Raw genomic sequence first — 22,682 nt, 5'->3', positions numbered from 1 at the left:
GACGGCACGGGGATTGCACTAATTTGGTGCAATGACCATGGATCGCCTCCCGGAACTCGACCAGCTGACCACCCCTGTGGTGTGGGCGGATGCCCATGGCCATATCGAGGGGAGCAATACCGCCTTCGCACGCTGGCTCGGGGTCAGCCCGCGCCGGCTGCCCGGCCAGCCCTTGGCCGCGCTGGAGCACGGCGGCGAACTGCTGCGCCGCGCGATTTCCGGTTCCGGAGGCGACGACCCGCTCCGGTTGCGCCGGGTTTCGCTGGCCTACCTGGGCGGCGAGGCGCGCTTCGCCGACGCCTGGCTCACCCGGACCGAGTTCGGCGGCTGGCTGCTGGAGGCGCACCCGGTCGACGAGTTCCCCGGCGAGGACCCCGCGCTCGCCCTGCCTTCGGCGCTGTCGGCCGCGCTCAGGGGGCTGGCGCACGAACTGCGCAATCCCCTGGCCGGGCTCAAGGGCGCGGCGCAGCTGCTCGCAAGACGCCATCGCGACGATCCCGAGTCGGCCGAACTCACCAGCCTGATCGAAGCCGAGGTCGGACGCCTGACCCTGCTGCTCGATCGCCTGCTTTCGCCGCGCCCGGCGCAGCCGCACGCGGCGCTCAACGTCCACGTCGTGCTCGAGCGCGTGCTGCGGCTGGCCGAGACCGATGCGGGCTGGGCGGTGAAGCTGGTGCGCGATTACGACCCGAGCCTGCCGGACGTGCTGGGCGATGTCGACCGCCTGACCCAGGCGACCTGGAACCTGGTGCGCAACGCGATCGAAGCCGGCGCCGCCAGCGTGCAACTGCGCACCCGTGCCGAATACAGCGTACGCATCGGCGATGAACTGCACGCCCTGGCGCTGCGCCTGGACATCATCGACGACGGCCGCGGCGTGCCCGAGGACCTGACCGAACGTCTGTTCCTGCCGCTGGTATCCGGGCGTGCGGAGGGCAGTGGCCTTGGTCTGGCGCTGGCGCAGCAGGTGGCGCGCGAGCACCGCGGTTCGCTCGCCTACCGCTCGCGGCCAGGACATACCGTGTTCACGCTGCTGCTGCCGATGGCGGAGGTGCAAACATGAACGCCGCTGCCCGTGTGGCGACACCGCGGGCAACCCTGCGTGAGGCCGCGCCATGAGCGCGCGCATCTGGGTGGTGGACGACGAGCGCGCGGTGCGTTTCGTCCTGGCCACCGCACTGCGCGAGGCGGGTCATGCGGTGGAGGGCTTCGAGAACGCCGCCGATGCGCTTGCCGCGCTGGGCGATCACCCGCCCGACCTGTTGTTCACCGACGTGCGCATGCCCGGCGACGACGGCCTGGTGCTGCTGGACAAACTCAAGGCGGCACATCCGGATCTGCCAGTGATCGTGATGAGCGCCTACACCGACATCGCCAGCACCGCAGGCGCCTTCCGCGGCGGCGCCTACGAATTCCTGTCCAAGCCCTTCGATCTGGACGCGGCCGTGGCGCTCGCGGCGCGCGCGCTGCCGGCATCGCGCGAGCGCGATGCACTCCCCGCCCCGATACCTGCACAGGCGAGCGAAGTCCTGCAGGAGGCGGTTCTGGTCGGCGAATCGGCGCGGATGCAGGCGTTGTTCCGCAACATCGGCCGGGTTGCACAGGCGCCGTTGAATGTGCTGATCACCGGCGAGACCGGGACCGGCAAGGAACTGGTCGCGCGCGCCCTGCACCGGGAATCGCCACGCGCCCGCGCGCCCTTCATCGCGCTCAATACCGCCGCGATTCCTTCCGAGCTGCTCGAAAGCGAGCTGTTCGGCCATGAAGCCGGGGCGTTCACCGGCGCCAGCAAACGTCACGTCGGACGCTTCGAGCAATCCGACCACGGCACCCTGTTCCTGGACGAAATCGGCGATATGCCGCTCGCCCTGCAGACCCGGCTGTTGCGGGTGCTGGCCGAAGGCGAGTTCTTCCGGGTCGGCGGTCGCGAACTGATCCGCGTGAACGTGCGGGTCGTGGCCGCCACCCACCAGCCGCTCGAATCCCTGGTGGCCGAGGGCCGCTTCCGCGCCGATCTGCTGCACCGGCTCGACGTGGTGCGGCTGATGTTGCCGCCCCTACGCGAGCGCAGCGAAGACATTCCGCTGCTCGCCGCGCGCTTCCTTGCCGCCGCGGCACGCCGGCTGGGCACCGTGCCCAAGACCCTGACCCGGCCGGCGATCGCCCGGATGCAGGCGCACGACTGGCCTGGCAACGTGCGCGAACTCGAAAATCTGTGCTGGCGCCTGGCCGCATTGGCGCCGGGCGATGCGATCGGCATCGCGGACCTGCAGGCGGTGTCGTCGCTGCACGAAGCAGGCGCAGCCGCGTCCGCCGATGCCTGGGAGCTGGCATTGGCCGACTGGGCGCGGGTCCGCCTGTCCGAAGGCGATACGGGGCTGCATGCACAGGCGCGCGCGGCGCTGGACCGGATCCTGCTGGATGCGGCGCTGGAACAGACCGCAGGCCACCGCGGCGAAGCCGCCGCGCGCCTGGGCATGGGTCGCAATACCCTGACCCGCAAGTTGGGGCCGGGTCGCAAGCGTCGCTGACAGGGTTATCGCAGCGGCTTCATGGGGTTTCAACTTGATTTCGGATAGGGTCGGCATCCACCGGTCGACACGGAGATCCAGATGCGCAAAACCTTTTCGCTTTCCACCATCGCCACGATGCTCGTGCTTGCAGGTTGCGCAGGAACCGGCGAGCACCGCACGGGTTCGCCGGTCGCCGCGCAGGACGCACCGGCGCCAGCCAGCACCAGCACCAGCACCAGCACCGTTGCATCGGCCAGCGTCAATCTGGCCGCCGCGTCGGGCAGCCTGGCCAGCGGTCAGCTCAAGCTGATGCCCATGAGCGACGGAGTGCACGTCACCGGCACCATCGGCGGACTCAAGCCCAATGGCACCCACGGCTTCCACATCCACGAGAAGGGCGATTGCAGCGCGGTCGACGCCTCCAGCGCAGGCGGCCATTTCAATCCCGCCGCCAAACCTCACGGACGCATGACCAATCCGCAGCATCATGCGGGCGACAACGACAACCTGGTCGCCAACGCCGAAGGCGTCGCGACGGTCAACGCGCATTTCTCCGGCGTGGTGCTCGGCGGCGGCGGTGCGAATGACGTGGTCGGCAAGGCCGTGGTCGTGCACGCCGATCCGGACGACTACACCAGCCAGCCGGCGGGCAATGCGGGTTCGCGCATCGCCTGCGGCGTGATCAACGCCGGCTGAGATCCCGCGATGAAGCAAGGCATGGCGAGCGTGCAGCCGCTGCGCGTGCGCGCCGCGGTCGCGGCCGACGCCGCCTGGCTGGCCGAGTGCGCCATCGCCATGGCGCAGGAAACCGAAGGCAAGGCGCTCGATCCGCCCACAGTGCGGGCCGGGATCGAGGCCGGCCTGTCCGATCCCGCCAAGGCCCGCTACTTCGTGGCGATGCATGACGACCTGGCCGGCAGCGACACCATCGGCGCGCCCGCGGGCACGCTGATGCTCACCCACGAGTGGAGCGACTGGCGCAATGGCGACTGGTGGTGGATCCAGAGCGTCTATGTCCTGCCCCGGTTTCGACGCCGGGGCGTATTCGCAGCGCTGTATCGCCACGTCGAGGCGCTGGCGCGCACCACGCCGGGCGCGATCGGCCTGCGTCTGTACATGGAACGCGACAATGCCGCGGCACGGGCGACCTACACCGCGCTGGGCATGCGCGATGCCGGGTACGAGATCTACGAAGCACTTCTGTAGGCACATCGCTTCGGCGCGACAGAAGCAGCCAGCGATCCAGGATTCTCCGGACCGAACCCATGTCCAAGGCCGCTGCGGCGGCTTGCAAGCGGTCGCAGCGGAACGATGATCGCGGCGGGCTCGCGCCGGGCGACGCTCCTACAGTTCGCCGGCTTCGTCGCAATGCGCGAACGTCACGTCGATGCCATGCGCCTGCAGGACCGCGGCGAACTGGCGCTGGCGCGCCTGGAACAGTTCGAAGCGGCGTTCGAGCCTGGTCGCATCGTCCTCGCTTTCCGGCATGTAGCGTCGTCGCCACGCGTCGGGCGAAAACAGGGCGATGCGCGCTTCGCCGCCGGCATAGCGCAGCAGCGGCTCTGGCGCCGCGTCGAGTACGGCTTCCCGGTCGGGCGTGAGCAGCGCGGCTTCGACAACGCGCCATAGCGCGTCCAGACCCAGATTGTGGTACTGCAGGGCGGTCATCGCCGCCAGGTCGTGCACGGTGAGGTAGCGCGCGTGTTCGATGCGCGCGCCGAAGGCCTCCTGCGCGCACAGGGCGGTGTCGGCCTGGGCCATGCCGCGATCCATCAGCAGCGTCTCCATGCGTTCGGCGGCCGCGCCAGCCACGGCGGCTTCGCCGGCGAACAGGAACGGAAGCACCCGCAGACTGCCGCCGCGCAGTTCGTCCTCTGCGCGCAACGGCTGCGGGATCTGCCCGTCGCGATCGGCGCCGAAAGCGATGACGCGCGGACCGTGGCCGGCTTTCGGCGCGCGCTGGTGCAATTCGTCCAGCCGCCGATGCAAGGGCCAGCCCGGCCGCAGTACTTCCGCCGGATCGAAATGCGCGGCGGCGAAGACCAGGTCGAGCTCCCTCGCCTCCGGCACCAGCGTACCCACGTCACGACCCACCAGGCCGGCGAGGCGGCCGGCATCTGCCTGCTGCAGCGCTTCGTGCGCGATCGTGCTGCCAGGCGAAAGCTCCAGCGCCAGTACGCCGCGCGCCTGCGTGAATGCCTGGAAAAGCCGGGCGTCTGGAGACTGCATCGTGAGAGAAGGGTCGGTTGATTGGCGCTACACTGCGATTATGCCCGGAGCGGCCCGACAGGCCGCTCGCTACACGCTTCGCACAAGGAATCCGCACGATGCTGCAAGGCCGTCCTGTCGCCGTCCTCGGCGGCGTCCGCATCCCGTTCTGCCGCCAGAACACCGCGTACTCCGACGTCGGCAACCTGGGCATGTCGGTGCGTACGCTGGGCGCGCTGGTCGAGAAGTTCGGACTGCACGGCCAGCAGCTGGGCGAAGTGGCGATGGGCGCGGTGATCAAGCACTCGTCGGACTGGAATCTCGCGCGCGAAGCCACGCTCTCCTCCGGCCTGTCGCCGCTGACCCCCGGCATCACCCTGCAGCGGGCCTGCGGCACCGGTCTGGACAGCATCATTACCATCGCCAACAAGATCGCCGTCGGTCAGATCGAGGTCGGCATCGGGGGTGGCTCGGACACCACCTCGGATGTGCCGATCGTCTATGGCAAGGCGCTGCGCCAGCGCCTGCTCGCAGCCGCGGCGGCGAAATCGACCAGGGACAAGATTGCCGCGTTCAAAGGTTTCTCGTTGCGCGAGTTGAAGCCGGACTTCCCCGGTGTGGCCGAGCCGCGCACCGGCAAATCGATGGGCGACCACTGCGAGGACATGGCCAAGCAGTGGAACATCTCGCGCGACTCGCAGGATGAGCTCGCTGCCGCTTCGCACCACAAGTTGGCCGCCGCCTACGAGCGCGGCTTCTTCGAGGATCTGGTGGTCAGTTTCCGCGGCGTTTCGCGCGACAACATCCTGCGGCCCGACACCAGCATCGAAAAGCTGGCCACCCTCAAGCCCGCGTTCGACAGGACCTCCGGTCGCGGCACCCTCACCGCGGGCAATTCGACCCCGCTGACCGACGGTGCCTCGGCCTGCCTCGTGGCGTCCGAGGACTGGGCCAGCGCGCACGGCCACGAAGTGCTGTGCCGGATCCGCGACGCGCATGTGTCCGCGGTCGATTTCGTCCACGGCGAGGGCCTGCTGATGGCGCCGACCGTGGCGGTTTCGGAAATGTTGAAGCGCAACAGCCTCGCATTGCAGGACTTCGACATCTACGAGATCCACGAAGCCTTCGCGGCGCAGGTGCTGTGCACGCTGCGCGCCTGGGAGAGCGAGGACTACTGCCGCACGCGCCTTGATCTGGATGCGCCCTTGGGTCGGATCGACCCCGCCAGAATCAACCCGCTCGGCTCGTCGCTCGCGGCCGGGCACCCGTTCGCCGCCACCGGCGCGCGGATCGTGGCCACCGCCGCCAAACAGCTCGCCGAACGCGGCAGCGGCCGCTGTCTGGTATCGATCTGCACCGCCGGCGGAATGGGCGTGGTGGCGATCCTGGAACGCTGACTGCGCGCGGACTGCGCGCGCGGCATACGCGGAAGAAACCATGCGCTGCGGCGCGCTCGATGCGTCGACCGCGACCGCCCCTGCGCGGATCGGCTACTGACGCAGGCGCGGCATCCCATGTTCGTCGCGTTCTTCGGCAACGACCGGCGCGACCGCCCGGAACCTGTTGTCGCTTGGTAGTTCTGCTGCGCTTTCGCCGCGCGCGGTACGCAACGCGTTCGCATAGGCGATGCGAGCGCGCGCTTGGTCGCCGGCGGACGCATAACCATGTCCCAGCTCTTCCCAGGCAGCGCTGCCGGCGCCTTGGGCCAGAGCGCGCTGCAGGTAATCCTCCGATTCGGCCCATCGGCCCTGTTCGCGATGCGAACGTGCGAGCGACAGCAGCAGCGTGGGGCTGGCAGGATGCGCGCGCAGCCAGCGCTCGAGCACGATCTGTCTGGCTTGCGCATGTGCCGGTGGCAGACCGCCGTAGCGCGCGGCCAGGCCTTCGTCCCAGCGCGCATCCAGCGCCTGTTCGACCGCCTTGATCGCAGCATCGTCCCAGCCGAGCGCGTGTGCCCGATCCGCGTAAGCCGAGACTACGGCCGGATCGGTCTTCAACGGTTTCGGCAGCGCTTGCCAGCGATCGGCCAGCGCATTGGTGTCGGGCGCCTCGCGCAACGATGCCGCGGCCCAGCGTTCCTGGTATTCGTCCAGCCGCGCGGTGGGCATTGCGTTCTGCTTGCGCAGCGAACCGAGCAGCCCATAGGCCTCGGCCGACTGGCCGGACGCGGCGAGCGCTTCTGCGCGCAAGACGAGACCGCGCGGCGGGAGCGGCTGCGCAGCGGGCGCATCCAGCGCCACCAGCGCATCGGTGGGGCGCTGCTCGCGTAGCGCCTGTTCCGCTATCGCGATCGCGCGTGCAGCGGCATGGCGTTCTCCCAGCGCATCAAGCTGCGCGCGGGCCGCATCCGGGTCGCCACGACGCATGGCCGCGCGCGCGGCAGCAATCCTTGCGCTTGCGGCGATGCTGTCATCGTCAGCGGCAGCCTGCGCGAGCAGCTTCTCGGCCCGATCGTACTGGCCGTAATGCAGGGCATCGAGGCCTTCGCCCAGGCGCGCGCGACTGCGACGGTCGCCGTGTTCGCGCCACGCGCGAAACGGCAAGGTGACGAGCTTCCATAGCACGACCAGCGCGATCAGGGCGCCGAGCAGCGTGGCCAGTGCCATGGCCACCGTGGTTGTGTAGTCCATGCCGCGGTAGCGCACCAGCACGTAACCCGGATCCTGCAGCACGAACTGGGCGGCCAGGGCGCCGAGCAGCACCAGCACGATCCAGAACAGCACGTTGCCGAAGAGTTTCATGTCGATCTCCTTGTCCGCCCCGACGTTAGCCTGCCGGGCGTTGCGTTCGTGTCGAACTGGCTGAACGGAACCGGAGCGAGGGTCGCAGCTGCACGCAGGGACCGGTTCCGGAAATGCGGCCAGCAAGGCTACGCGCCGAAGATCGGCATGGCATCGAGGTCGCGGTCAGCCGGTAGTGCCTGCCATGGCTGCGATCAGATCGCGCGGGCGGGCACTGGCAGCGACGCGGATGTCGTCGAAGCCAGCTTCCCGCGCGAGCGCTGCCAGGCGATCGCTTGCAGCCGCCACGCGTGCGCGCAGCAGGCGATCGCACGCTGCCGCTGGCAGCTGCGCCAGCACCTGGTGCAACGCCTGTCCGCTGCTCAAGGCCAGCCACGGACGCCGTCGCAGCGCGCGCAGGCGGGCCTGCGCAGCAGCCGATGGCGCGACCGGGACGCGGGTGTATACATCCGCGCGCAGGATCCGAGCACCGCGTCCGAGCAGGCCGGTCGCGATGCGGTCGCGCCCGCCCGGTGCGGTGATCAGGCCGATATCGGTGCCGCGCACGTCGGTCAGAACGGGCAGGTCCAGCAGGCCTTCGCTGTCCATCCGTCGCGGCGCTTCCACCCGCGCGATTCCCGCACGCCGCAACGCCAGGGCGGTCCCGTCGCCGACGGCGCACCAAAGCTGGCCACGTCGGGTGCGCAGCGGCCGCAGCACAAGCGCGGCGCGCACCGCGGATGGGCTGGTGAACACCACGCGCGATGCCTGCAGCGCCTTTCGAAGCTGGTCGCGGGTCGTCGCGTCGTCACGCGGCTCGATGCGCCATGGCGACAGGGCCAGCAGCCGCGCGCCTTCGCGCGCGGCTGCGCGCCGCAATGCCTCGTGGTCGCCTACCGGACGTAGAGAGACGACATGGCATCCTTGCAGGCGATGACCCGGAGCGCGTGGCATACGAGGAGCATAGATGGAATCACAAGCGGATTTGAGCTGGCTGGACGCGCACTACCGCGCGATGCCCCCCGTGGCCGCGCTGCAGCTGCAGCCGGCGGCCTGCGACGGCGAGACGCTGCGGCTGCGCGCGCCGCTGGCGGCGCACGTCAACGACAAGGACTGCGCATTCGGTGGGAGCCTGGTGTCGCTGATGACCCTGGCAGGCTGGGGGCTGGTCACCCTCAAGCTGCGCGAAGCCGGGCTTTCCGCGGATGTCTTCGTCGCCGACACCCGGGTGCGCTATCGCGCGCCGCTGTACGCCGATCTGGAAGCCCGCGCATGGCTGGCGACCGGGCAAGCGTGGCCCGACATCGCCGCCGCGCTGCGTGCCCAGGGTCGCGTCTCGGTGAATATCGCCGCCTGCGTGCTCATGCCCGCCGGCGGAGACGCGGTTCGCGCCGAGGCGCGTTACGTGGCAATCGCCAAAGGGTAGGATGGCCGCGACTGCGGGGAGAGCGGACATGCGGATGGCAAAGTGGAGCGTACTGATATGGCTGGTGCTGGCGCTGGCCGGCTGCGCGACCGGCGGCGACAAGCGCAACGAGCTGGAGCAGCGTCAGTACGACTATTCCGCCGCGATCCGTTGGGGCAATTTCGAGGGCGCCTGGGCGGCGGTCGACCCTGAGTACCGCGAGCAGCACCCCAAGACCGCGCTCGAGTTCGAACGCTACGGACAGATCCAGGTGTCGGCCTACACCGACCTGGCCTCCGAGGTCTCGGCGGACAAGCTGCATGCGCGGCGTGAGATCCAGATCGGCGTGATCAACAAGCACAACATGACCGAACGCAGCATCCGCTATACCGAGGCCTGGCGTTTTGATCCGGCGACCAAGACCTGGTGGGTCACCTCCGGCCTGCCGGATTTCTGGGCCGGAATGTAGTTTTTTGCCAGCCTCGGGCGCGCAGGCGACAATGCCGGCCCGACCCGGAGCGCATGGCCCCTGTGAACCTTGAAGAATTGATGGCCTTCGCCGGCCGTCACCCCCTGCTGTCCATCGGCCTGGCCGTGCTCACCCTGGCGATCATCGGCAACGAGATCGCGCAGCTGTTCCGCGGTTTCAAGCTGCTGCGCCCGGCCGCGCTGACCGCGCTGATCAATCGCGAGAACGCGCTGGTCGTGGACCTGCGTCCGGCCGCCGACTTCGAGAAGGGACATATTCCAGGCGCGAAAAATGTGCTGATGAGCCAGTTCGATCCGGAGAACAAGAAGCTCGCAGGCGCCAAGGCGCTACCGGTGGTGGTGGTATGCAAGGACGGGCAGGCTTCCAGCGGCGCCGCGCGGCGGCTGAAGAAGGCCGGCTTCGAACATGTCTACGCGCTCGACGGCGGCATCGCCGGCTGGCAACAGGCCGATCTGCCCCTGGTCAAGGGCCGCGCCTGACCGATCGGGATGCGCTGTGTGTAGGCGCTGCCTGGCCCCTGACCGGCGCGCCCGCGGCATGGCGGGCGCCCGCCTGGGTATCCGGCCCATGCCATAATCGCCCTCTTTTTCGCATAGACGCACAGCGTTGGAGTTGAACGATGTCCGATGAAGCCCTGAATGGCATGAATGACGGTGCCGCCGGTCCGGCCGAGACCAATGGCCCGCAGTTCACGGTGGAAAAGATCTACGTCAAGGACGTCTCGTTCGAGGTGCCCAATGCCCCGCAGGTGTTCAGCGAGCCGGCCCAGCCGCAGCTGCAGATGAATCTGAACCAGCGCGTGCAGCGCGTGGGCGACAACGCCTATGAGGTGGTGCTGGGGATCACCCTGACCTGCACCGCGGGTGAGAAGACCGCGTACCTGGCCGAAGTGCAACAGGCCGGGATCTTCGGTCTGGCCGGGTTCGACGAGGCGACACTGGACGGCATGCTCGGCACGCACTGCCCGAACGTGCTGTATCCCTACGCGCGCCAGACCATCAGCGAGCTGATCCAGGCCGGTGGCTTCCCGCCGTTCCTGCTGCAGCCGATCAACTTCGAGGCGCTGTACGCCGAAGGCCTGCGCCAGCGCGCCGCCCAGGGCAACGGCGACCTCGCCACGTCCGAGCCCGCCGGCAACGCCTGAACCGGCATCGGCGCTCACGCGTGGATGCTGAGCACAAACCGGCGATCGCCGTCCTTGGCGCGGGCTCCTGGGGTACCGCGCTCGCCGCACTGATCGCGCGCCACGGCTACGAGGTGGTGCTGTGGGGGCGGGATGCCACCGTGATCGACGCGATCCGGGCGCGCCGGGAGAATCCGCGCTACCTGCCCGGCATCGCGCTGCCCGAGGCGCTCGCCGCGAGCACCGACCTGCACGCCGCGCTGGCCGGTTGCGACCTGGTGCTCGTGGTCGTGCCCTCGCACGCGTTTGCCGAGACCTTGCGCGCGCTCGCACCGCTGCGGCCGGCGCATGCCGGGGTCGCCTGGGCGACCAAGGGCTTCGAGCCCGGCAGCGGACGTTTTTTGCACGAAGTCGCCGGCGATCTGCTTGGTGAGAACGTCCCCTTGGCCGTGGTCACCGGCCCGTCCTTCGCCAGGGAGGTCGCGGCGGGCCTGCCTACTGCGCTCACGGTGCATGGCGAGGACGAGGGCTTCTGCCAGGCGGTGGCCGATGCTCTGCACGGCCCGGCATTCCGCGCCTATACCGGTAACGACATGCGCGGCGCCGAGCTCGGCGGTGCGATGAAGAACGTGCTCGCGGTCGCCACCGGCGTCGCGGATGGCATGGACCTGGGCCTCAATGCGCGCGCCGGACTGATCACGCGCGGACTCAACGAGATGCTGCGTCTGAATATCGCCATCGGCGGGCGCCCGGAAACCCTGATGGGCCTGGCCGGGCTGGGCGACCTGGTGCTGACCTGCACCGGCGACCTGTCGCGCAATCGCCGGCTCGGCCTTGCGCTGGGACGCGGGCAGTCGATCGACGAGGCGGTGCGCGAGATCGGCCAGGTGGTCGAATCGATCCAGACCGCCGATGAAGTCATGCGGCTGGCCGACCGGTTCGGAGTGGAACTGCCCATCGCCAGCAATGTCCGCGACGTGCTGCATGGCGATATCACCCCGGCCGAGGGCCTGGCCCGGCTGCTCGCGCGCGAGCAGAAAGCCGAGTATCCGGTCGAACTGTTTCCGCGCCGCGACTGACGTTCCGCAGCCGTTGCCTACGCGCCGCCGCAGCGGCCCGGGACACTCGCATCATCGGAACGTTTTACCGCGCCGGCGCACTGTGGGAGCGGCCCTGGCCGCGAATGTCTCTCGCGCCGCACCGGGTCGAAAGTTAGGGCGATCGCGGCCAAGGCCGCTTCCACGTTCGCGGCTCTGCGTCACATGCATAAAAAACCCCGGCCTCGAAAGGCCGGGGTGAACTCGCGACGTCAGGGGGAGAGAGACAATCAGTCGCGAATGACGCTGTCGTCGGTGCCCGGTAGCGGGCGGGTCCCTTTACCAGCTGAACCTCGGACCGACGAACCACTGGGTATCGCCATCGGCGAACTTCACGTCGCCGCTGATGCCCCAGCGGGGGTTGAACTTCACCTGCGCGCCGACCCTACCGTAGAAGTCGTCGGCGTCGTTGCCGTAGTCCTCGTAGCCGGCGAAGGCGTGACCTTCCAGGTTGTCGGTGAACGCGGTGCGCACGCCGACCTCGGCGCTGTAGCCGTCGTCGCCTTCGTTGATGTCGAAGGTCTCGCCATCCACGGTCACGTCGTCGATCTCGAACTTCTCATAGGCCGCGCGTGCGACCAGATCGGTGCTGGCTGCGATCGGCAGGTTGTAGCCCAGGCCGATCCGCCACTGGTTGGCGTCGGTGTTCACCCGCTCGCCGCCATCGACCAGTTCGAAGGTGTCGGTGTCCTGCGAGGCGTAGCCGCCGAAGATGTGGAAGTTGTCGGACAGTGCGGCCGAGGCGTTCACGCCGAAACCATCGGCATCGATGTCGCCGTTGTCGTTGTCCAGGTTGGTGGCGACATAGCCGCCTTCGACATAGTTGTAGTTCAGGCCGCTGGCGTTCTGCGCCGACGCGGCGAGAGGCAGTGCGGCGAACAGGGTCGCACCGAGCAGGGCAGGGGCAAGCAAATGACGCTTCATGGGTTGTTCCTTTCTGATTGTTTTTTCGAAGGGTTGCGTTAACAGCACCCCTCGGCGGCGGATTCTGCGTCGCGGCGATCAACTGGGGCTGAATCCTGAACTATCAAGTACAGGAACTTTTGCGCGCGGTTCAGGTCGCGCCCGAAAAACCGAGCTGGCGCCAGGCCTCGAACACGGTCACCGCGACCGCATTGGACAGGTTGAGGCTGCGATTTCCCGGCTGCATCGGCAGCCGCAGCCGCTGTTGCGGGGGGATCTGCGCCAGCACTTCGTCCGGAAGCCCGCGGGTTTCGCTTCCAAACAGGAACGCATCGTTGCGCGCATAGGCCGGTGCGTCGTAGCGCACTGCATTGCGGGCGCTGAGCGCGAACAGGCGCGGCGTCGCGCCGTTGGCCAGCGCGATCGCCGCAATCGCCTCCTCCAGCGAGCGGTGCACCTGCAGCGCGGCGTATTCGTGGTAATCCAGGCCGGCGCGCCGCAGCAGGCGATCCTCCAGCGAGAACCCCAATGGTTTGACCAGATGCAGGCGCGCGCCGGTATTGGCGCACAGCCGGATCACGTTGCCGGTGTTGGGTGGTATCTCCGGCTGGTGGAGGATGACGTCGAACATCCGTGCATTGCGCCGCGGCGCGCAGCCGCGGTCAATCCCCACGGCAATCTACTTCTTCGCGGCATCGGCCTTCTTGAACATCTGCACATCCTCCAGCACGTTGCCAGTCGAGAACAGCAGTGCGGCCACGCCCTGCAGGCTGGGCTGCGATGGATCGGCCTGGTTGGGGAGGTCGAATTCGTACATGTAGGCGTAGCGCCCGTCCGGACTGCGGTTTTCCTGATTCGGTTTGCCGAGCAGTTCGACTGTCTGGGCGGCCGTGGTCTTGCCCGGCTTGAGCTGGTTGAGCTTGTCGGCATCGGTGAGACGGCCGGCAAGGGCGGGGAGCGACAGCAACATGGCGGCCGCCAGCAGCAGGCGGGATTTCATGCGATCTCCATGGTCTGGACGACGACGTGGGTTCGAACAGCATGCACGCGTCACCGCGCAGCATTCGCGCGACAGCATGGCTTTTTCGCGATGAACGTTCGCGGAAACGGGCATTGCGCCCTCGCCAACGCGCATTGGCCTCGGCGGATCCAGCAGCTACCAGGGCAACGGCTCGCCGTTCCAGTCGAGGTACTTTCCGGAATCGGCGAGTGAGGCGCCGTCGATCACGCGCAACAGGCTCTCGGCGGACTGTGCCGGCGGCAGCGTCGCCTCGTTGCCGCCCATCTCGGTGCGGACCCAGCCCGGATGCAATGCCAGCACCATGACGCGGCGATCGGCCAGCGCGTGCTTCAGCAAAACGCTCGCCATGTTCAAGGCCGCCTTGCTGATGTTGTAGCTGGGCGTGCCGAACCGGGTCACCCCGGCGATCGAGCCGAGCTCCGAGGTGATGTTGGCCACCTTGGCGTCGTCGGCCAGCAGCGGCGCCAATGCCTGGGTCAGCAGGAACGGCCCCATCGCATTGGTGCGGAAGCTGTCCTCCAGGTTCGCCGCCGTGACCTTGCCGAATCGCTCGCCCGAATGCAGCACGCCGGCGTTGTTGATCAGCAGATCGATCCGGCCTTCGCCCGCATCGTTCCCGAGCACCAGCGGAAGTTCGCGCGCCAGTTCGTGGTGCGATTTGGGATCGGTCAGGTCCAGCGGCAGCACGTGCAGGCGCCCGGGATGCTCGCCCGTCAATCGGTTGAGATCGTTTGCCTTGCCCGGATGGCGGCAGGCTGCAATGACGCGATCGCCGCGGGTGAGCAGCGCGCGCACCAGGGCCAGACCTAAACCGCGATTGGCGCCGGTGACCAGGGCGTTGGGCATGTGAATCTCCTTGCGATGACCTCTGGCAAGTGTAGGGCGCACGATGTCCGGCTAGCATGAGGGACTGTCTGCCCTATCGCTACGCAAGGAGTGTCATGTCCTTTGCTCGTTCCCGTGTCGTCCTGCTCACGCTCGCCCTCGCAACCAGCTGCGGGCCGGCCTTCGATGCCTACGCCCAGAAGCTGCCCCGGACTGGATCCGGAGACGCTGCGCGCGCCGCGGTCGACATCCCCTACGAGGAATTCACCCTGCCCAACGGCTTGCGCGTCATCGTGCATACCGACCGCAAGGCGCCGATCGTGGCGGTGAACCTGTGGTACCACGTGGGCAGCAAGGACGAGCCGGTCGGACGCAGCGGCTTCGCCCATCTGTTCGAGCATCTGATGTTCAACGGCTCGGAAAACGCGCCGGGCGAATATTTCACGCCGTTCGAGCAGGCCGGTGCCACCGACATGAACGGCACGACCAACACCGATCGCACCAATTATTTCCAGAACGTGCCGACCACGGCGCTGGACATGGCGCTGTGGATGGAATCCGACCGCATGGGCCATCTGCTGGGCGCGATCGACCAGAAGACCCTCGACGAGCAGCGCGGCGTGGTCCAGAACGAAAAGCGCCAGGGTATGAACCAGCCCTACGGGCAGCTGCGCGAAGTGGTCAGTGCCACGATGTATCCGCAGGGGCATCCGTACCACCACACCACCATCGGCTCGATGAATGATCTCAACGCCGCATCGCTCGAGGATGTCAAGACCTGGTTCCGCACCTGGTACGGGCCCAACAACGCGGTGCTGGTGCTGGCTGGCGACATCGATCTGGCCACCGCGAAGGACAAGGTCGCGAAATACTTCGGCGACATCCCCGCGACGCCCACGATGGCCCAGCCGCAGGTGGACCTGGCCGTGCTGCGCGAATCCGGCCGCACCGAACTCGAGGACAAGGTGCCGCAGGTGCTGGTGCGGCGGATGTGGAACGTGCCGCAGGCGGGCACGCGCGAGGCGGACATGCTGGACCTGTTCTCCGACGTGCTCGGCGGCAGCGCCAGCTCGCGCCTGGATACCCGTCTGGTCCACCGCGACCGGCTGGTCGACAGCGTCGGCACCGCCAACTACGGCGCGCAGCTGTCCGGCAATTTTCTGATCAACGCCATGGTCAAGCAGGGTGTGGATCCGGCCAGGGTCGAGGCGATCATCGACGAGGAGCTGCAGCGGCTGATCGCCGAAGGCCCGACCGCCGAGGAACTGGCGCGGGCCAAGACCAGCTACCGCGCCGGCTTCATTCGCGGCATCGAACGGATCGGCGGCTTCGGCGGCAAGGCCGACGCGCTGGCGGCGTGCGCGATCTACGAAGGAGACCCTGGTTGCTTCCGCGATTCGCTGCGCGCGGTGGCGGAGGCGACGCCGGAGCAGGTCCGCGCCGCCGGTGCGAAATGGCTGGGTCATCCAAGCCATACCTTCCTGGTCAAGCCCGGCGTGCGCAAGGAGTTGGCAGAACAAGCCTCAAGCAAGCCGGCGCCGTTCGCGCTGCCCAAGGCCGATCCGAAATACACCACCAGCGCCAGCACCATCGACCGCAAGGCCGGAGTCCCACAAGTCGAAACCTTCCCGTCGCTCAAGTTCCCGGCGCTGCAGCGGGGCAGGCTGAAGAACGGCAGCACCGTGGTGCTGGCCGAACGCCATGCGGTCCCGGTGGTGAACATCAGCTATGAATTCGACGGCGGATACGCCAGCGATCCGGCAGCGCAGGCCGGCACGGCCGGCTTCGCCACCGAAATGCTCGACGAAGGCGCGGGCCAGATGGACGCGCTGACGTTCGCGTCGCGCAAGGAAGAGCTGGGTGCCGAGCTTGGTGCGGGCGCGTCGCTCGACGGCGCCAGCGCATCGCTCTCGGCGCTTAAGGAAACGCTCGACCCATCGATCGCGCTGTTCGCGACCATGCTGCGCCAGCCGCGCTTCGACCAGGCCGAAATCGAGCGGGTCAAGGCGCAGTGGATCGCAGGCATCGCGCAGGAAAAGGCGCGGCCCCAGACCGCGGCGCTGCGGGTGCTGCCGCCGCTGTTGTACGGCGATGGCCATCCTTATGGCATCCCGTTCACCGGCAGCGGCACCGAAGCTGCGATCGGCGCGCTGACCCGCGAGCAGCTGCTGGCCTACCAGGCGCAGTGGCTGCGCCCCGAACAGGCCACGGTGATCGTGGTCGGCGATACCACGCTGGCGGAAATCGTGCCGCTGCTGGACAGGCATTTCGGCGACTGGACGGGCGAGGGCACCGCCAAGGCAGGCGTGCCGGTTCCGACCGTCGCGCGTCCGGCCAAGCCGCGCGTGTTCCTGATTGACCAGCCCGGCGCGGTCCAGGCCAATATCTATGCCGGCGAGCTGGTCCCGTCGAGCAAGGACCCGGGAGCGGTCCAGCTGGAAATGGCCAACGAAGTGCTGGGCGGGTCGTTCACCTCGCGCCTCAACATGAACCTGCGCGAGACCAAGCACTGGTCGTACGGCGCCCGCACCATGCTGATGGGCGCGCTCGGTCAGCGGCCGTTCCTGGCGGTGGCGCCGGTGCAGATCGACAAGACCGCCGAATCGGTGGCCGAGATCCAGCGCGAGGTCGCCGAGTACGCCACTGGCCAGACGCCCGCGACGCAGGCCGAAGTGGACAAGGTCGTGGCCAATGAGCTGCGCAGCCAGCCCGGCGCCTACGAAACCGCGGCCGCGGTCATGGGCACGATAGGTGGCATCGTCCGCTACGGACGCCCGGATGACTGGGTGCAGGTGCGCAACGCCGAAGTGGCCGCGTTCACCCCGGCACGGGCCAATGCTGCGGCCAGGGGCCTGGATCCGGACCAGCTCACCTGGGTGATCGTCGGTGACCTGTCCAAGATCGAAGCGTCGGTGCGCGCGCTGAACCTGGGCGAGGTGACGGTGGTCGATGCCGATGGCAAGTCGGTGACGGCCACTCCGTAGGCGACCACCGGCCGCCGCCATCGCAGCAGGCGGCGGCCTTCAGCTTGCCCGCGGTAAGTTGGCCGTGCGCCGCGTCGTGCGGGCCGGCAGCCGCCTTTTCACGACCCACCACCAGGAATCGGACATGCGTACCCCAATGCTTCTTGTCGCCCTAACCCTCGCCACCTCCTGCACCTGGGTGCACATGGCCCCCGGCGCCAGCGCGGTGCGGGTGGTCGAAGGTCCGCCTGCAGGCTGCGAGAACCGCGGCGAGATCGAGGTGTCGGTAAGGCACAACCTGGCCTTCTACGACCGCAACCAGCGCAAGGTGCGCGACGAACTGGAAACCCTCGCCCGCAACGAGGCCCCTGGGATCAATGCCGATACCGTGCAACCACTGGGCCCGCCCAGCAACGGCAGCCAGCGCTATGCCGCCTGGCGGTGTGGCGGGCGCTGACCGCCGGTTCGCGACCCGCGCCGTCGCGGCCGTATTCCGCGGCACCCGAGCTGGCAGTCCCAGCCGTTCCTGCGAATGCGTCTGCCTCCGGCGCCGCGCCCCCGGAAAGGCCGAACCTGAAGCGATCTGGTCAAGACGCTGATTTTCATGCGTGGGGGCGGGGAAGCCGCTACGCTATGCGCCCTTTTGTCCCGTGATGGCCGCACGACGGCCCGGATCGCCCATGCTCTTCCAGCACGTCGCCATTGCCGGTCTCGCCCATATCGACGCCCCGCGCCGTCTGTCGAGCGATGAGATCAATGCCCGGCTCAAGCCCACCCTGGACCGGCTCAACATCAAGACCGACGTGCTCCAGGACATCGCCGGCATCCATGCCCGGCGCCTGTGGGACGACAACGTGCAGGCCTCCGATGCGGCCACCCTGGCCGGCGTCAAGGCGCTGGCCGACGCCGGCATCGACCCGGCACGCATCGGCCTGCTGGTGAACACTTCGGTCAGCCGCGACTTCCTCGAACCGTCCACCGCCAGCATCGTCAGCGGCAACCTGGGCCTGTCCGACACCTGCCAGAACTTCGATGTGGCCAACGCCTGCCTGGCCTTCCTCAACGGCATGGACATCGCCAGCCGGATGATCGAGCGCGGCGAGATCGACTACGCCCTGGTCGTGGACGGCGAGACCGCCAACCTGGCCTACGACAAGACCATGGAACGCCTGCTCTCGCCGGAAGTCACCGAAGAGCAGTTCCGCAACGAGCTGGCCACGCTGACCTTGGGCTGCGGCGCCGCGGGCATGGTCCTGGCCCGTGCCGAACTGGCGCCGGGCGCCCCGCGCTACCGCGGCGGCGTGACCCGCGCTGCGACCGAGTGGAACTCGCTGTGCCGCGGCAACCTCGATCGCATGGTCACCGATACCCGCATGTTGCTGATCGAAGGCCTCAAGCTGGCGCAAAAGACCTTCATCGCCGCCAAGCTCGCGCTCGGCTGGGTGGTGGAGGAAATGGACGAGTTCGTGATCCACCAGGTCAGCAAGGCCCACACCGCGGCCTTCATCAAGGCCTTCGGCATCGACCCGAAGAAGGTGATGACCATCTTCGGCGAGCACGGCAACATCGGCCCGGCCTCGGTGCCGATCGTGCTCAGCAAGCTGCGCGAGATGGGCCGCCTGAAGAAGGGCGACCGCGTCGCACTGCTGGGCATCGGCTCGGGGTTGAACTGTTCGATGGCCGAGGTCGTCTGGTAAGGCGGTCCTGGACCGCCTCGACGCAGGGCCGGTTCGTCCGGCCCTTTTCATTCCTGCATGCCGATGACGTTTCCCGACTATCCATTCACGCCGCGGCGTTTCGAAGTGCGGCCCGGCATTGCGATGTCGTACCTCGACGAAGGCCCGCGCGCGGGTGAGGTGGTTGTCATGCTGCATGGCAATCCGTCGTGGAGCTATTACTGGCGGCATCTGGTGTCCGGACTGTCCGACAGGTACCGATGCATCGTGCCCGACCATGTCGGCATGGGATTGAGCGACAAGCCGGACGATGCGAACACCGCATCGCCGCGCTACGACTACACGCTGCAGTCGCGGATCGACGACCTGGAAGCATTGCTGCGGCACGCAGGCATCGACGATGCAACGCCGGTGACGCTGGCGGTACACGACTGGGGCGGGATGATCGGCTTCGGCTGGGCGTTGGCGCACGCCGCCCAGGTGCGGCGACTGGTCATCACCAATACCGCCGCGTTCCCCCTGCCGGCGGCGAAGCCGATGCCGTGGCAGCTGTCGCTGGGCCGCGATTCGAGGTTCGGCGGCTTCATCATCCGTGCGTTCAATGCGTTCTCGTCGGGGGCTTCGTTCGTCGGCGTGGAGCGGCGGATGCCGCGCGCCGTGCGACGCGCCTACGTGGCGCCATACGACAACTGGGCGCACCGGATCGCGACCCTGCGTTTCATGCAGGACATCCCGCTGGCTGCCGGCGATCGTGCGTGGGATCTGGTGGAGCAGGCGGGGCGCCGGCTGCCCGAATTCGCCGACCGACCGGCCTTCATCGGCTGGGGATTGCGCGACTTCGTGTTCGACCGGCACTTCCTGGAAGGTTTCGCCCGTGCCTTGCCGCGCGCCGAAGTCCACGCGTTCGAGGACGCGAACCATTACGTCCTGGAGGACAAGCACTCAGTGCTGGTGCCGGCGATCCGGGCATTCCTCGATGCGAATCCGCTGTAGGTGGGGGCTACGTCCCCGACGCGCATGCGGGGCAATCAAGCGTCAGCCACGTAGGCCCGACCTACAATGAATACATGAGCGAGCCGTGCAACATCGCCGCCGCGCTGCCGCGGCTGGCGCGCGAACGCCCCGACCAGGTGGCGATGCGCTGCCCAGGGCGCGGCGGGCGCTACGACATCGCGCTCACCTACGCGCAGCTGGATGCGCGCAGCGACGCCATTGCCGCAGGCCTGATCAGATCCGGCATCGTGCGTGGCACGCGCGCAGTGGTGATGGTGCGGCCGACGCCAGAGTTCTTCCTGCTGATGTTCGCGCTGTTCAAGGCCGGTGCGGTGCCGGTGCTGGTGGACCCGGGCATCGACAAACGGGCGCTCAAGCAGTGCCTAGACGAGGCGCAGCCGGAGGCGTTCATCGGCATTCCGCTGGCGCACCTCGCGCGCATGCTTTTGAGATGGGCGCGCTCGGCGCGGATCCGCGTTACCACCGGCGCACGCGCCTGGCTGGCCGACACCACGTTGGCCGAAGTCGAGCGCAGTGGCGCCGGCGCAACGGCGCAGCTCGCCGACACCGCGCCGGACGAAGTGGCCGCGATCCTGTTCACCAGCGGCTCGACCGGGGTGCCCAAGGGCGTGGTCTATCGCCATCGCCATTTCGTCGCCCAGATCGACATGATGCGCAGCGCGTTCGGCTTCGCGCCCGGCGGGGTCGACCTGCCGACCTTCCCGCCGTTCGCGCTGTTCGACCCAGCGCTGGGGTTGACTTCGATCATCCCCGACATGGATCCCACCCGACCCGCGAAGGCCGATCCGCGCAAGCTGCACGCGGCCATCGCCCGTTTCGGCGTGGATCAGCTGTTCGGCTCGCCCGCGCTGATGCGGGTGCTGGCCGAGCATGGCGCGCCGTTGCCCACGGTCAGGCGCATCACCTCCGCCGGCGCGCCGGTACCGGCCGACGTGGTGGCAAGGATGCAGTCGCTGCTGCCTGACGACGCGCAATTCTGGACGCCCTACGGTGCGACCGAATGCCTGCCGGTCGCGGTCATCGAGGGCCGTGAGTTGAGCCGGACGCGCGAAGACACCGAGCGCGGTCGCGGCACCTGCGTCGGCAGGCCGGTGCCGCCGAACGAGGTGCGGATCATCGCGATCACCGATGCCCCCATCGAAACCTGGGGCGACGCCGTCGAGTTGAAGCCTGGACAGGTCGGCGAGATCACCGTGGCCGGACCGACGGCGACCGACAGCTACTTCCATCGCGACGCGCAGACGCGCCTGGCTAAGATCCGCGAGCGCTCCAATGGCGGCGGCCGCATCGTCCACCGCATGGGCGACCTGGGCTGGATCGATGGCGAAGGCCGGCTGTGGTTCTGCGGACGCAAGTCGCAGCGCGTGGTCGTGGATGGATCGACGACGCTGTGCACCGAGCAGGTGGAGCCGGTGTTCAACACCCATCCGCACGTCCGGCGTACTGCGCTGGTGGGCGTGGGGCAACCAGGTGCGCAGCTGCCGGTGCTGTGCGTCGAACTGGAATCGGGCGTCGATGCCGCGCAGTGGCCGCGCATCGCCTCGGAGCTGCGGCACCTCGCCGACGGCCAGGTACACACCGCGAAGGTCGCGCGTTTCCTGCGCTATCCGAAGCCGTTTCCCGTCGATATCCGCCACAACGCCAAGATCGGCCGCGAGAAGCTGGCGGCATGGGCGGCGAAACAGTCCTTGGCCGGGGGGGAGGGCGCTTGAAGATCCTGGTCACCGGAGGAGGCGGTTTCCTCGGCCAGGCCCTGTGTCGCGGGCTGGTCGCGCGCGGCCACGAAGTCGCCAGCTTCAATCGCGGCCATTACCCGGAACTCGAGGCGCTGGGCGTGCGCCAGCTGCGCGGCGATCTGGCCGATCGCGCCGCGGTGATGACGGCGACGGACGGCGCCGAAGCGGTCTTCCACAATGCCGCCAAGGCGGGCGCATGGGGCGCGTACGAGGACTATCACCGGGCCAATGTGCTCGGCACGCAGAACGTGCTCGATGCCTGCCGCGCACGCCGTATCGGCAGGCTCGTCTACACCTCGACGCCGAGCGTGACCCATCGCGCGACCCATCCGGTCGAAGGCGGCACGGCCGACAGCGTGCCCTACGGATCGGGGTTCAAGGCGCCGTATGCGATCACCAAGCTGATCGCCGAGCAGGCGGTGCTGGCCGCCAATGATGCGTCGCTGGCGACCATCGCGCTGCGCCCGCGCCTGATCTGGGGTCCGGGCGACAACCAGATCCTGCCGCGCCTGGTCGAGCGCGCGCGCAGCGGGCGGCTGCGGATCGTCGGCAGCGGCGACAACCTGGTCGACTGCACCTATATCGACAATGCCGCGCAGGCCCACTTCGACGCCTTCGAGCACCTTGCTCCCGGCGCATCCTGTGCGGGCCGTGCCTACTTCATCAGCAACGGCGAACCGATGCCGATGCGCGAGCTGCTCAACGCCCTGCTGCGTGCCGCCGGTGCACCCGAGGTGCACAAGACCCTGCCCTTCGGTGTGGCTTACGCGATCGGGGCGGCCTGCGAAACGCTGTGGCCGCTGCTGCGCCTGCGCGGCGAACCGCCGATGACGCGCTTCCTGGCGGAGCAGTTGAGTACTGCGCATTGGTACGACATGGCCCCTGCAACGCGTGATTTCGGCTATGTGCCGTGGGTGTCGATGGCGGAGGGGCTGGGGCGCCTGGCGGAAACTTTCCGGGGGAGAACATCGCGCGGTTGATGGGTCTC

General features: G+C 68.3%; 23 protein-coding genes. 16 read left to right on the top strand and 7 right to left on the bottom strand.

The window, feature by feature from the left end:
- Positions 1–31 precede the first annotated feature (31 nt).
- The 4 genes from MC380_RS13875 to MC380_RS13860 all read left to right on the top strand — a co-directional run bounded on the left by MC380_RS13875 (position 32) and on the right by MC380_RS13860 (position 3,719).
- Positions 32–1,063 carry an ATP-binding protein gene (locus tag MC380_RS13875; protein WP_242165463.1) on the top strand — a complete coding sequence of 344 codons (1,032 nt, stop codon included), beginning with the start codon at positions 32–34 and terminating at the stop codon, positions 1,061–1,063.
- A gap of 52 nt (positions 1,064–1,115) precedes the next feature.
- The gene (ntrC, locus tag MC380_RS13870) at positions 1,116–2,531 is read left to right on the top strand and encodes a nitrogen regulation protein NR(I) (protein WP_242165461.1); all 1,416 of its coding nucleotides are present in this window, start codon (positions 1,116–1,118) and stop codon (positions 2,529–2,531) included.
- 81 nt (positions 2,532–2,612) lie between these two features.
- Entirely contained in the window at positions 2,613–3,209 is a 597-nt protein-coding gene (locus tag MC380_RS13865) for a superoxide dismutase family protein (protein WP_343223583.1), read from the top strand.
- A gap of 9 nt (positions 3,210–3,218) precedes the next feature.
- A complete protein-coding gene (locus MC380_RS13860) occupies positions 3,219–3,719 on the top strand; it encodes a GNAT family N-acetyltransferase (protein WP_242101965.1) in 501 nt (166 codons plus the stop codon).
- A gap of 138 nt (positions 3,720–3,857) precedes the next feature.
- Here the strand turns inward: MC380_RS13860 and MC380_RS13855 are convergent, their stop codons facing one another.
- Positions 3,858–4,742, bottom strand: coding sequence for a hypothetical protein (locus MC380_RS13855; protein WP_242165459.1), 885 nt, complete (start codon positions 4,740–4,742; stop codon positions 3,858–3,860).
- A gap of 98 nt (positions 4,743–4,840) precedes the next feature.
- On the opposite strand from MC380_RS13855, the gene MC380_RS13850 reads away from it, so the two are divergent.
- Positions 4,841–6,118, top strand: a complete 1,278-nt coding sequence (locus MC380_RS13850) for an acetyl-CoA C-acetyltransferase (protein ID WP_242165457.1) — start codon at positions 4,841–4,843, stop codon at positions 6,116–6,118.
- 93 nt (positions 6,119–6,211) lie between these two features.
- Here MC380_RS13850 and MC380_RS13845 read toward each other — a convergent pair whose 3' ends face one another.
- Both MC380_RS13845 and MC380_RS13840 read right to left on the bottom strand, forming a co-directional pair.
- Entirely contained in the window at positions 6,212–7,462 is a 1,251-nt protein-coding gene (locus MC380_RS13845) for a heme biosynthesis HemY N-terminal domain-containing protein (protein ID WP_242101962.1), read from the bottom strand.
- 165 nt (positions 7,463–7,627) lie between these two features.
- On the bottom strand, positions 7,628–8,395 hold the full coding sequence (locus MC380_RS13840) for a uroporphyrinogen-III synthase (RefSeq protein WP_242165455.1): 768 nt from the start codon (positions 8,393–8,395) through the stop codon (positions 7,628–7,630).
- Between the two features lie 13 nt (positions 8,396–8,408).
- Here MC380_RS13840 and MC380_RS13835 point away from each other — a divergent pair, with 13 nt between their 5' ends.
- The 5 genes from MC380_RS13835 to MC380_RS13815 all read left to right on the top strand — a co-directional run bounded on the left by MC380_RS13835 (position 8,409) and on the right by MC380_RS13815 (position 11,538).
- Positions 8,409–8,867 (top strand): YiiD C-terminal domain-containing protein, encoded by a 459-nt coding sequence (locus MC380_RS13835; protein WP_242165453.1) that lies wholly within the window; start codon positions 8,409–8,411, stop codon positions 8,865–8,867.
- 28 nt (positions 8,868–8,895) lie between these two features.
- Positions 8,896–9,315, top strand: a complete 420-nt coding sequence (locus MC380_RS13830; protein ID WP_242165451.1) for a hypothetical protein — start codon at positions 8,896–8,898, stop codon at positions 9,313–9,315.
- A 62-nt stretch (positions 9,316–9,377) separates the two neighbouring features.
- Positions 9,378–9,815 carry a rhodanese-like domain-containing protein gene (locus MC380_RS13825; protein WP_242165521.1) on the top strand — a complete coding sequence of 146 codons (438 nt, stop codon included), beginning with the start codon at positions 9,378–9,380 and terminating at the stop codon, positions 9,813–9,815.
- 140 nt (positions 9,816–9,955) lie between these two features.
- Positions 9,956–10,480, top strand: a complete 525-nt coding sequence (gene secB / locus MC380_RS13820; RefSeq protein WP_242101957.1) for a protein-export chaperone SecB — start codon at positions 9,956–9,958, stop codon at positions 10,478–10,480.
- Positions 10,481–10,500: 20 nt separating this feature from the next.
- A complete protein-coding gene (locus tag MC380_RS13815; protein WP_242165449.1) occupies positions 10,501–11,538 on the top strand; it encodes an NAD(P)H-dependent glycerol-3-phosphate dehydrogenase in 1,038 nt (345 codons plus the stop codon).
- Positions 11,539–11,835: 297 nt separating this feature from the next.
- Here the strand turns inward: MC380_RS13815 and MC380_RS13810 are convergent, their stop codons facing one another.
- The 4 genes from MC380_RS13810 to MC380_RS13795 all read right to left on the bottom strand — a co-directional run bounded on the left by MC380_RS13810 (position 11,836) and on the right by MC380_RS13795 (position 14,326).
- Positions 11,836–12,480: a diffusible signal factor-reguated Ax21 faimly protein gene (locus MC380_RS13810; RefSeq protein ID WP_242165447.1), complete on the bottom strand. Its 645-nt coding sequence runs from the start codon at positions 12,478–12,480 to the stop codon at positions 11,836–11,838.
- A gap of 130 nt (positions 12,481–12,610) precedes the next feature.
- Positions 12,611–13,090 carry a tRNA (cytidine(34)-2'-O)-methyltransferase gene (locus MC380_RS13805; RefSeq protein ID WP_242165446.1) on the bottom strand — a complete coding sequence of 160 codons (480 nt, stop codon included), beginning with the start codon at positions 13,088–13,090 and terminating at the stop codon, positions 12,611–12,613.
- Between the two features lie 48 nt (positions 13,091–13,138).
- Positions 13,139–13,459, bottom strand: a complete 321-nt coding sequence (bamE, locus tag MC380_RS13800) for an outer membrane protein assembly factor BamE (protein WP_242165444.1) — start codon at positions 13,457–13,459, stop codon at positions 13,139–13,141.
- A gap of 156 nt (positions 13,460–13,615) precedes the next feature.
- The gene (locus MC380_RS13795) at positions 13,616–14,326 is read right to left on the bottom strand and encodes an SDR family oxidoreductase (protein WP_242165442.1); all 711 of its coding nucleotides are present in this window, start codon (positions 14,324–14,326) and stop codon (positions 13,616–13,618) included.
- 95 nt (positions 14,327–14,421) lie between these two features.
- Here MC380_RS13795 and MC380_RS13790 point away from each other — a divergent pair, with 95 nt between their 5' ends.
- From MC380_RS13790 to oleD, 6 genes are all read left to right on the top strand, one after another.
- Entirely contained in the window at positions 14,422–17,289 is a 2,868-nt protein-coding gene (locus MC380_RS13790; RefSeq protein WP_242165440.1) for a pitrilysin family protein, read from the top strand.
- Between the two features lie 124 nt (positions 17,290–17,413).
- On the top strand, positions 17,414–17,725 hold the full coding sequence (locus MC380_RS13785) for a DUF4156 domain-containing protein (RefSeq protein ID WP_242165438.1): 312 nt from the start codon (positions 17,414–17,416) through the stop codon (positions 17,723–17,725).
- A gap of 223 nt (positions 17,726–17,948) precedes the next feature.
- Entirely contained in the window at positions 17,949–18,965 is a 1,017-nt protein-coding gene (locus MC380_RS13780; protein WP_242101949.1) for a 3-oxoacyl-ACP synthase III, read from the top strand.
- A 63-nt stretch (positions 18,966–19,028) separates the two neighbouring features.
- Positions 19,029–19,937, top strand: coding sequence for an alpha/beta fold hydrolase (locus MC380_RS13775; protein WP_242165519.1), 909 nt, complete (start codon positions 19,029–19,031; stop codon positions 19,935–19,937).
- A 74-nt stretch (positions 19,938–20,011) separates the two neighbouring features.
- Positions 20,012–21,670: an olefin beta-lactone synthetase gene (oleC, locus tag MC380_RS13770; protein ID WP_242165436.1), complete on the top strand. Its 1,659-nt coding sequence runs from the start codon at positions 20,012–20,014 to the stop codon at positions 21,668–21,670.
- Positions 21,667–22,674 carry a 2-alkyl-3-oxoalkanoate reductase gene (gene oleD, locus MC380_RS13765; RefSeq protein WP_242165434.1) on the top strand — a complete coding sequence of 336 codons (1,008 nt, stop codon included), beginning with the start codon at positions 21,667–21,669 and terminating at the stop codon, positions 22,672–22,674. The genes oleC and oleD overlap by 4 nt, the downstream gene beginning before the upstream one ends.
- Positions 22,675–22,682: the final 8 nt, after the last annotated feature.

The organism is Lysobacter sp. M15 (assembly GCF_022662515.1).
In the GTDB taxonomy this organism is placed as follows: domain Bacteria; phylum Pseudomonadota; class Gammaproteobacteria; order Xanthomonadales; family Xanthomonadaceae; genus JAKPBU01.
This window is presented reverse-complemented; position numbering and strand designations above follow the sequence as displayed.

What these genes read in the sequence shown, in the direction of transcription:
- MC380_RS13835 (WP_242165453.1), top strand. Translation starts at nt 8,409, where the DNA reads ATGGAATCACAAGCGGATTTGAGCTGGCTGGACGCGCACTACCGCGCG.
- bamE (WP_242165444.1), bottom strand. Translation starts at nt 13,459, where the DNA reads ATGAAATCCCGCCTGCTGCTGGCGGCCGCCATGTTGCTGTCGCTCCCC.
- MC380_RS13875 (WP_242165463.1), top strand. Translation starts at nt 32, where the DNA reads ATGACCATGGATCGCCTCCCGGAACTCGACCAGCTGACCACCCCTGTG.
- MC380_RS13790 (WP_242165440.1), top strand. Translation starts at nt 14,422, where the DNA reads ATGTCCTTTGCTCGTTCCCGTGTCGTCCTGCTCACGCTCGCCCTCGCA.
- MC380_RS13810 (WP_242165447.1), bottom strand. Translation starts at nt 12,480, where the DNA reads ATGAAGCGTCATTTGCTTGCCCCTGCCCTGCTCGGTGCGACCCTGTTC.
- MC380_RS13850 (WP_242165457.1), top strand. Translation starts at nt 4,841, where the DNA reads ATGCTGCAAGGCCGTCCTGTCGCCGTCCTCGGCGGCGTCCGCATCCCG.
- MC380_RS13785 (WP_242165438.1), top strand. Translation starts at nt 17,414, where the DNA reads ATGCGTACCCCAATGCTTCTTGTCGCCCTAACCCTCGCCACCTCCTGC.
- ntrC (WP_242165461.1), top strand. Translation starts at nt 1,116, where the DNA reads ATGAGCGCGCGCATCTGGGTGGTGGACGACGAGCGCGCGGTGCGTTTC.
- MC380_RS13855 (WP_242165459.1), bottom strand. Translation starts at nt 4,742, where the DNA reads ATGCAGTCTCCAGACGCCCGGCTTTTCCAGGCATTCACGCAGGCGCGC.
- MC380_RS13830 (WP_242165451.1), top strand. Translation starts at nt 8,896, where the DNA reads ATGCGGATGGCAAAGTGGAGCGTACTGATATGGCTGGTGCTGGCGCTG.
- MC380_RS13845 (WP_242101962.1), bottom strand. Translation starts at nt 7,462, where the DNA reads ATGAAACTCTTCGGCAACGTGCTGTTCTGGATCGTGCTGGTGCTGCTC.
- MC380_RS13780 (WP_242101949.1), top strand. Translation starts at nt 17,949, where the DNA reads ATGCTCTTCCAGCACGTCGCCATTGCCGGTCTCGCCCATATCGACGCC.
- MC380_RS13865 (WP_343223583.1), top strand. Translation starts at nt 2,613, where the DNA reads ATGCGCAAAACCTTTTCGCTTTCCACCATCGCCACGATGCTCGTGCTT.
- MC380_RS13775 (WP_242165519.1), top strand. Translation starts at nt 19,029, where the DNA reads ATGACGTTTCCCGACTATCCATTCACGCCGCGGCGTTTCGAAGTGCGG.
- MC380_RS13805 (WP_242165446.1), bottom strand. Translation starts at nt 13,090, where the DNA reads ATGTTCGACGTCATCCTCCACCAGCCGGAGATACCACCCAACACCGGC.
- oleC (WP_242165436.1), top strand. Translation starts at nt 20,012, where the DNA reads ATGAGCGAGCCGTGCAACATCGCCGCCGCGCTGCCGCGGCTGGCGCGC.
- secB (WP_242101957.1), top strand. Translation starts at nt 9,956, where the DNA reads ATGTCCGATGAAGCCCTGAATGGCATGAATGACGGTGCCGCCGGTCCG.
- MC380_RS13860 (WP_242101965.1), top strand. Translation starts at nt 3,219, where the DNA reads ATGAAGCAAGGCATGGCGAGCGTGCAGCCGCTGCGCGTGCGCGCCGCG.
- MC380_RS13840 (WP_242165455.1), bottom strand. Translation starts at nt 8,395, where the DNA reads ATGCCACGCGCTCCGGGTCATCGCCTGCAAGGATGCCATGTCGTCTCT.
- MC380_RS13795 (WP_242165442.1), bottom strand. Translation starts at nt 14,326, where the DNA reads ATGCCCAACGCCCTGGTCACCGGCGCCAATCGCGGTTTAGGTCTGGCC.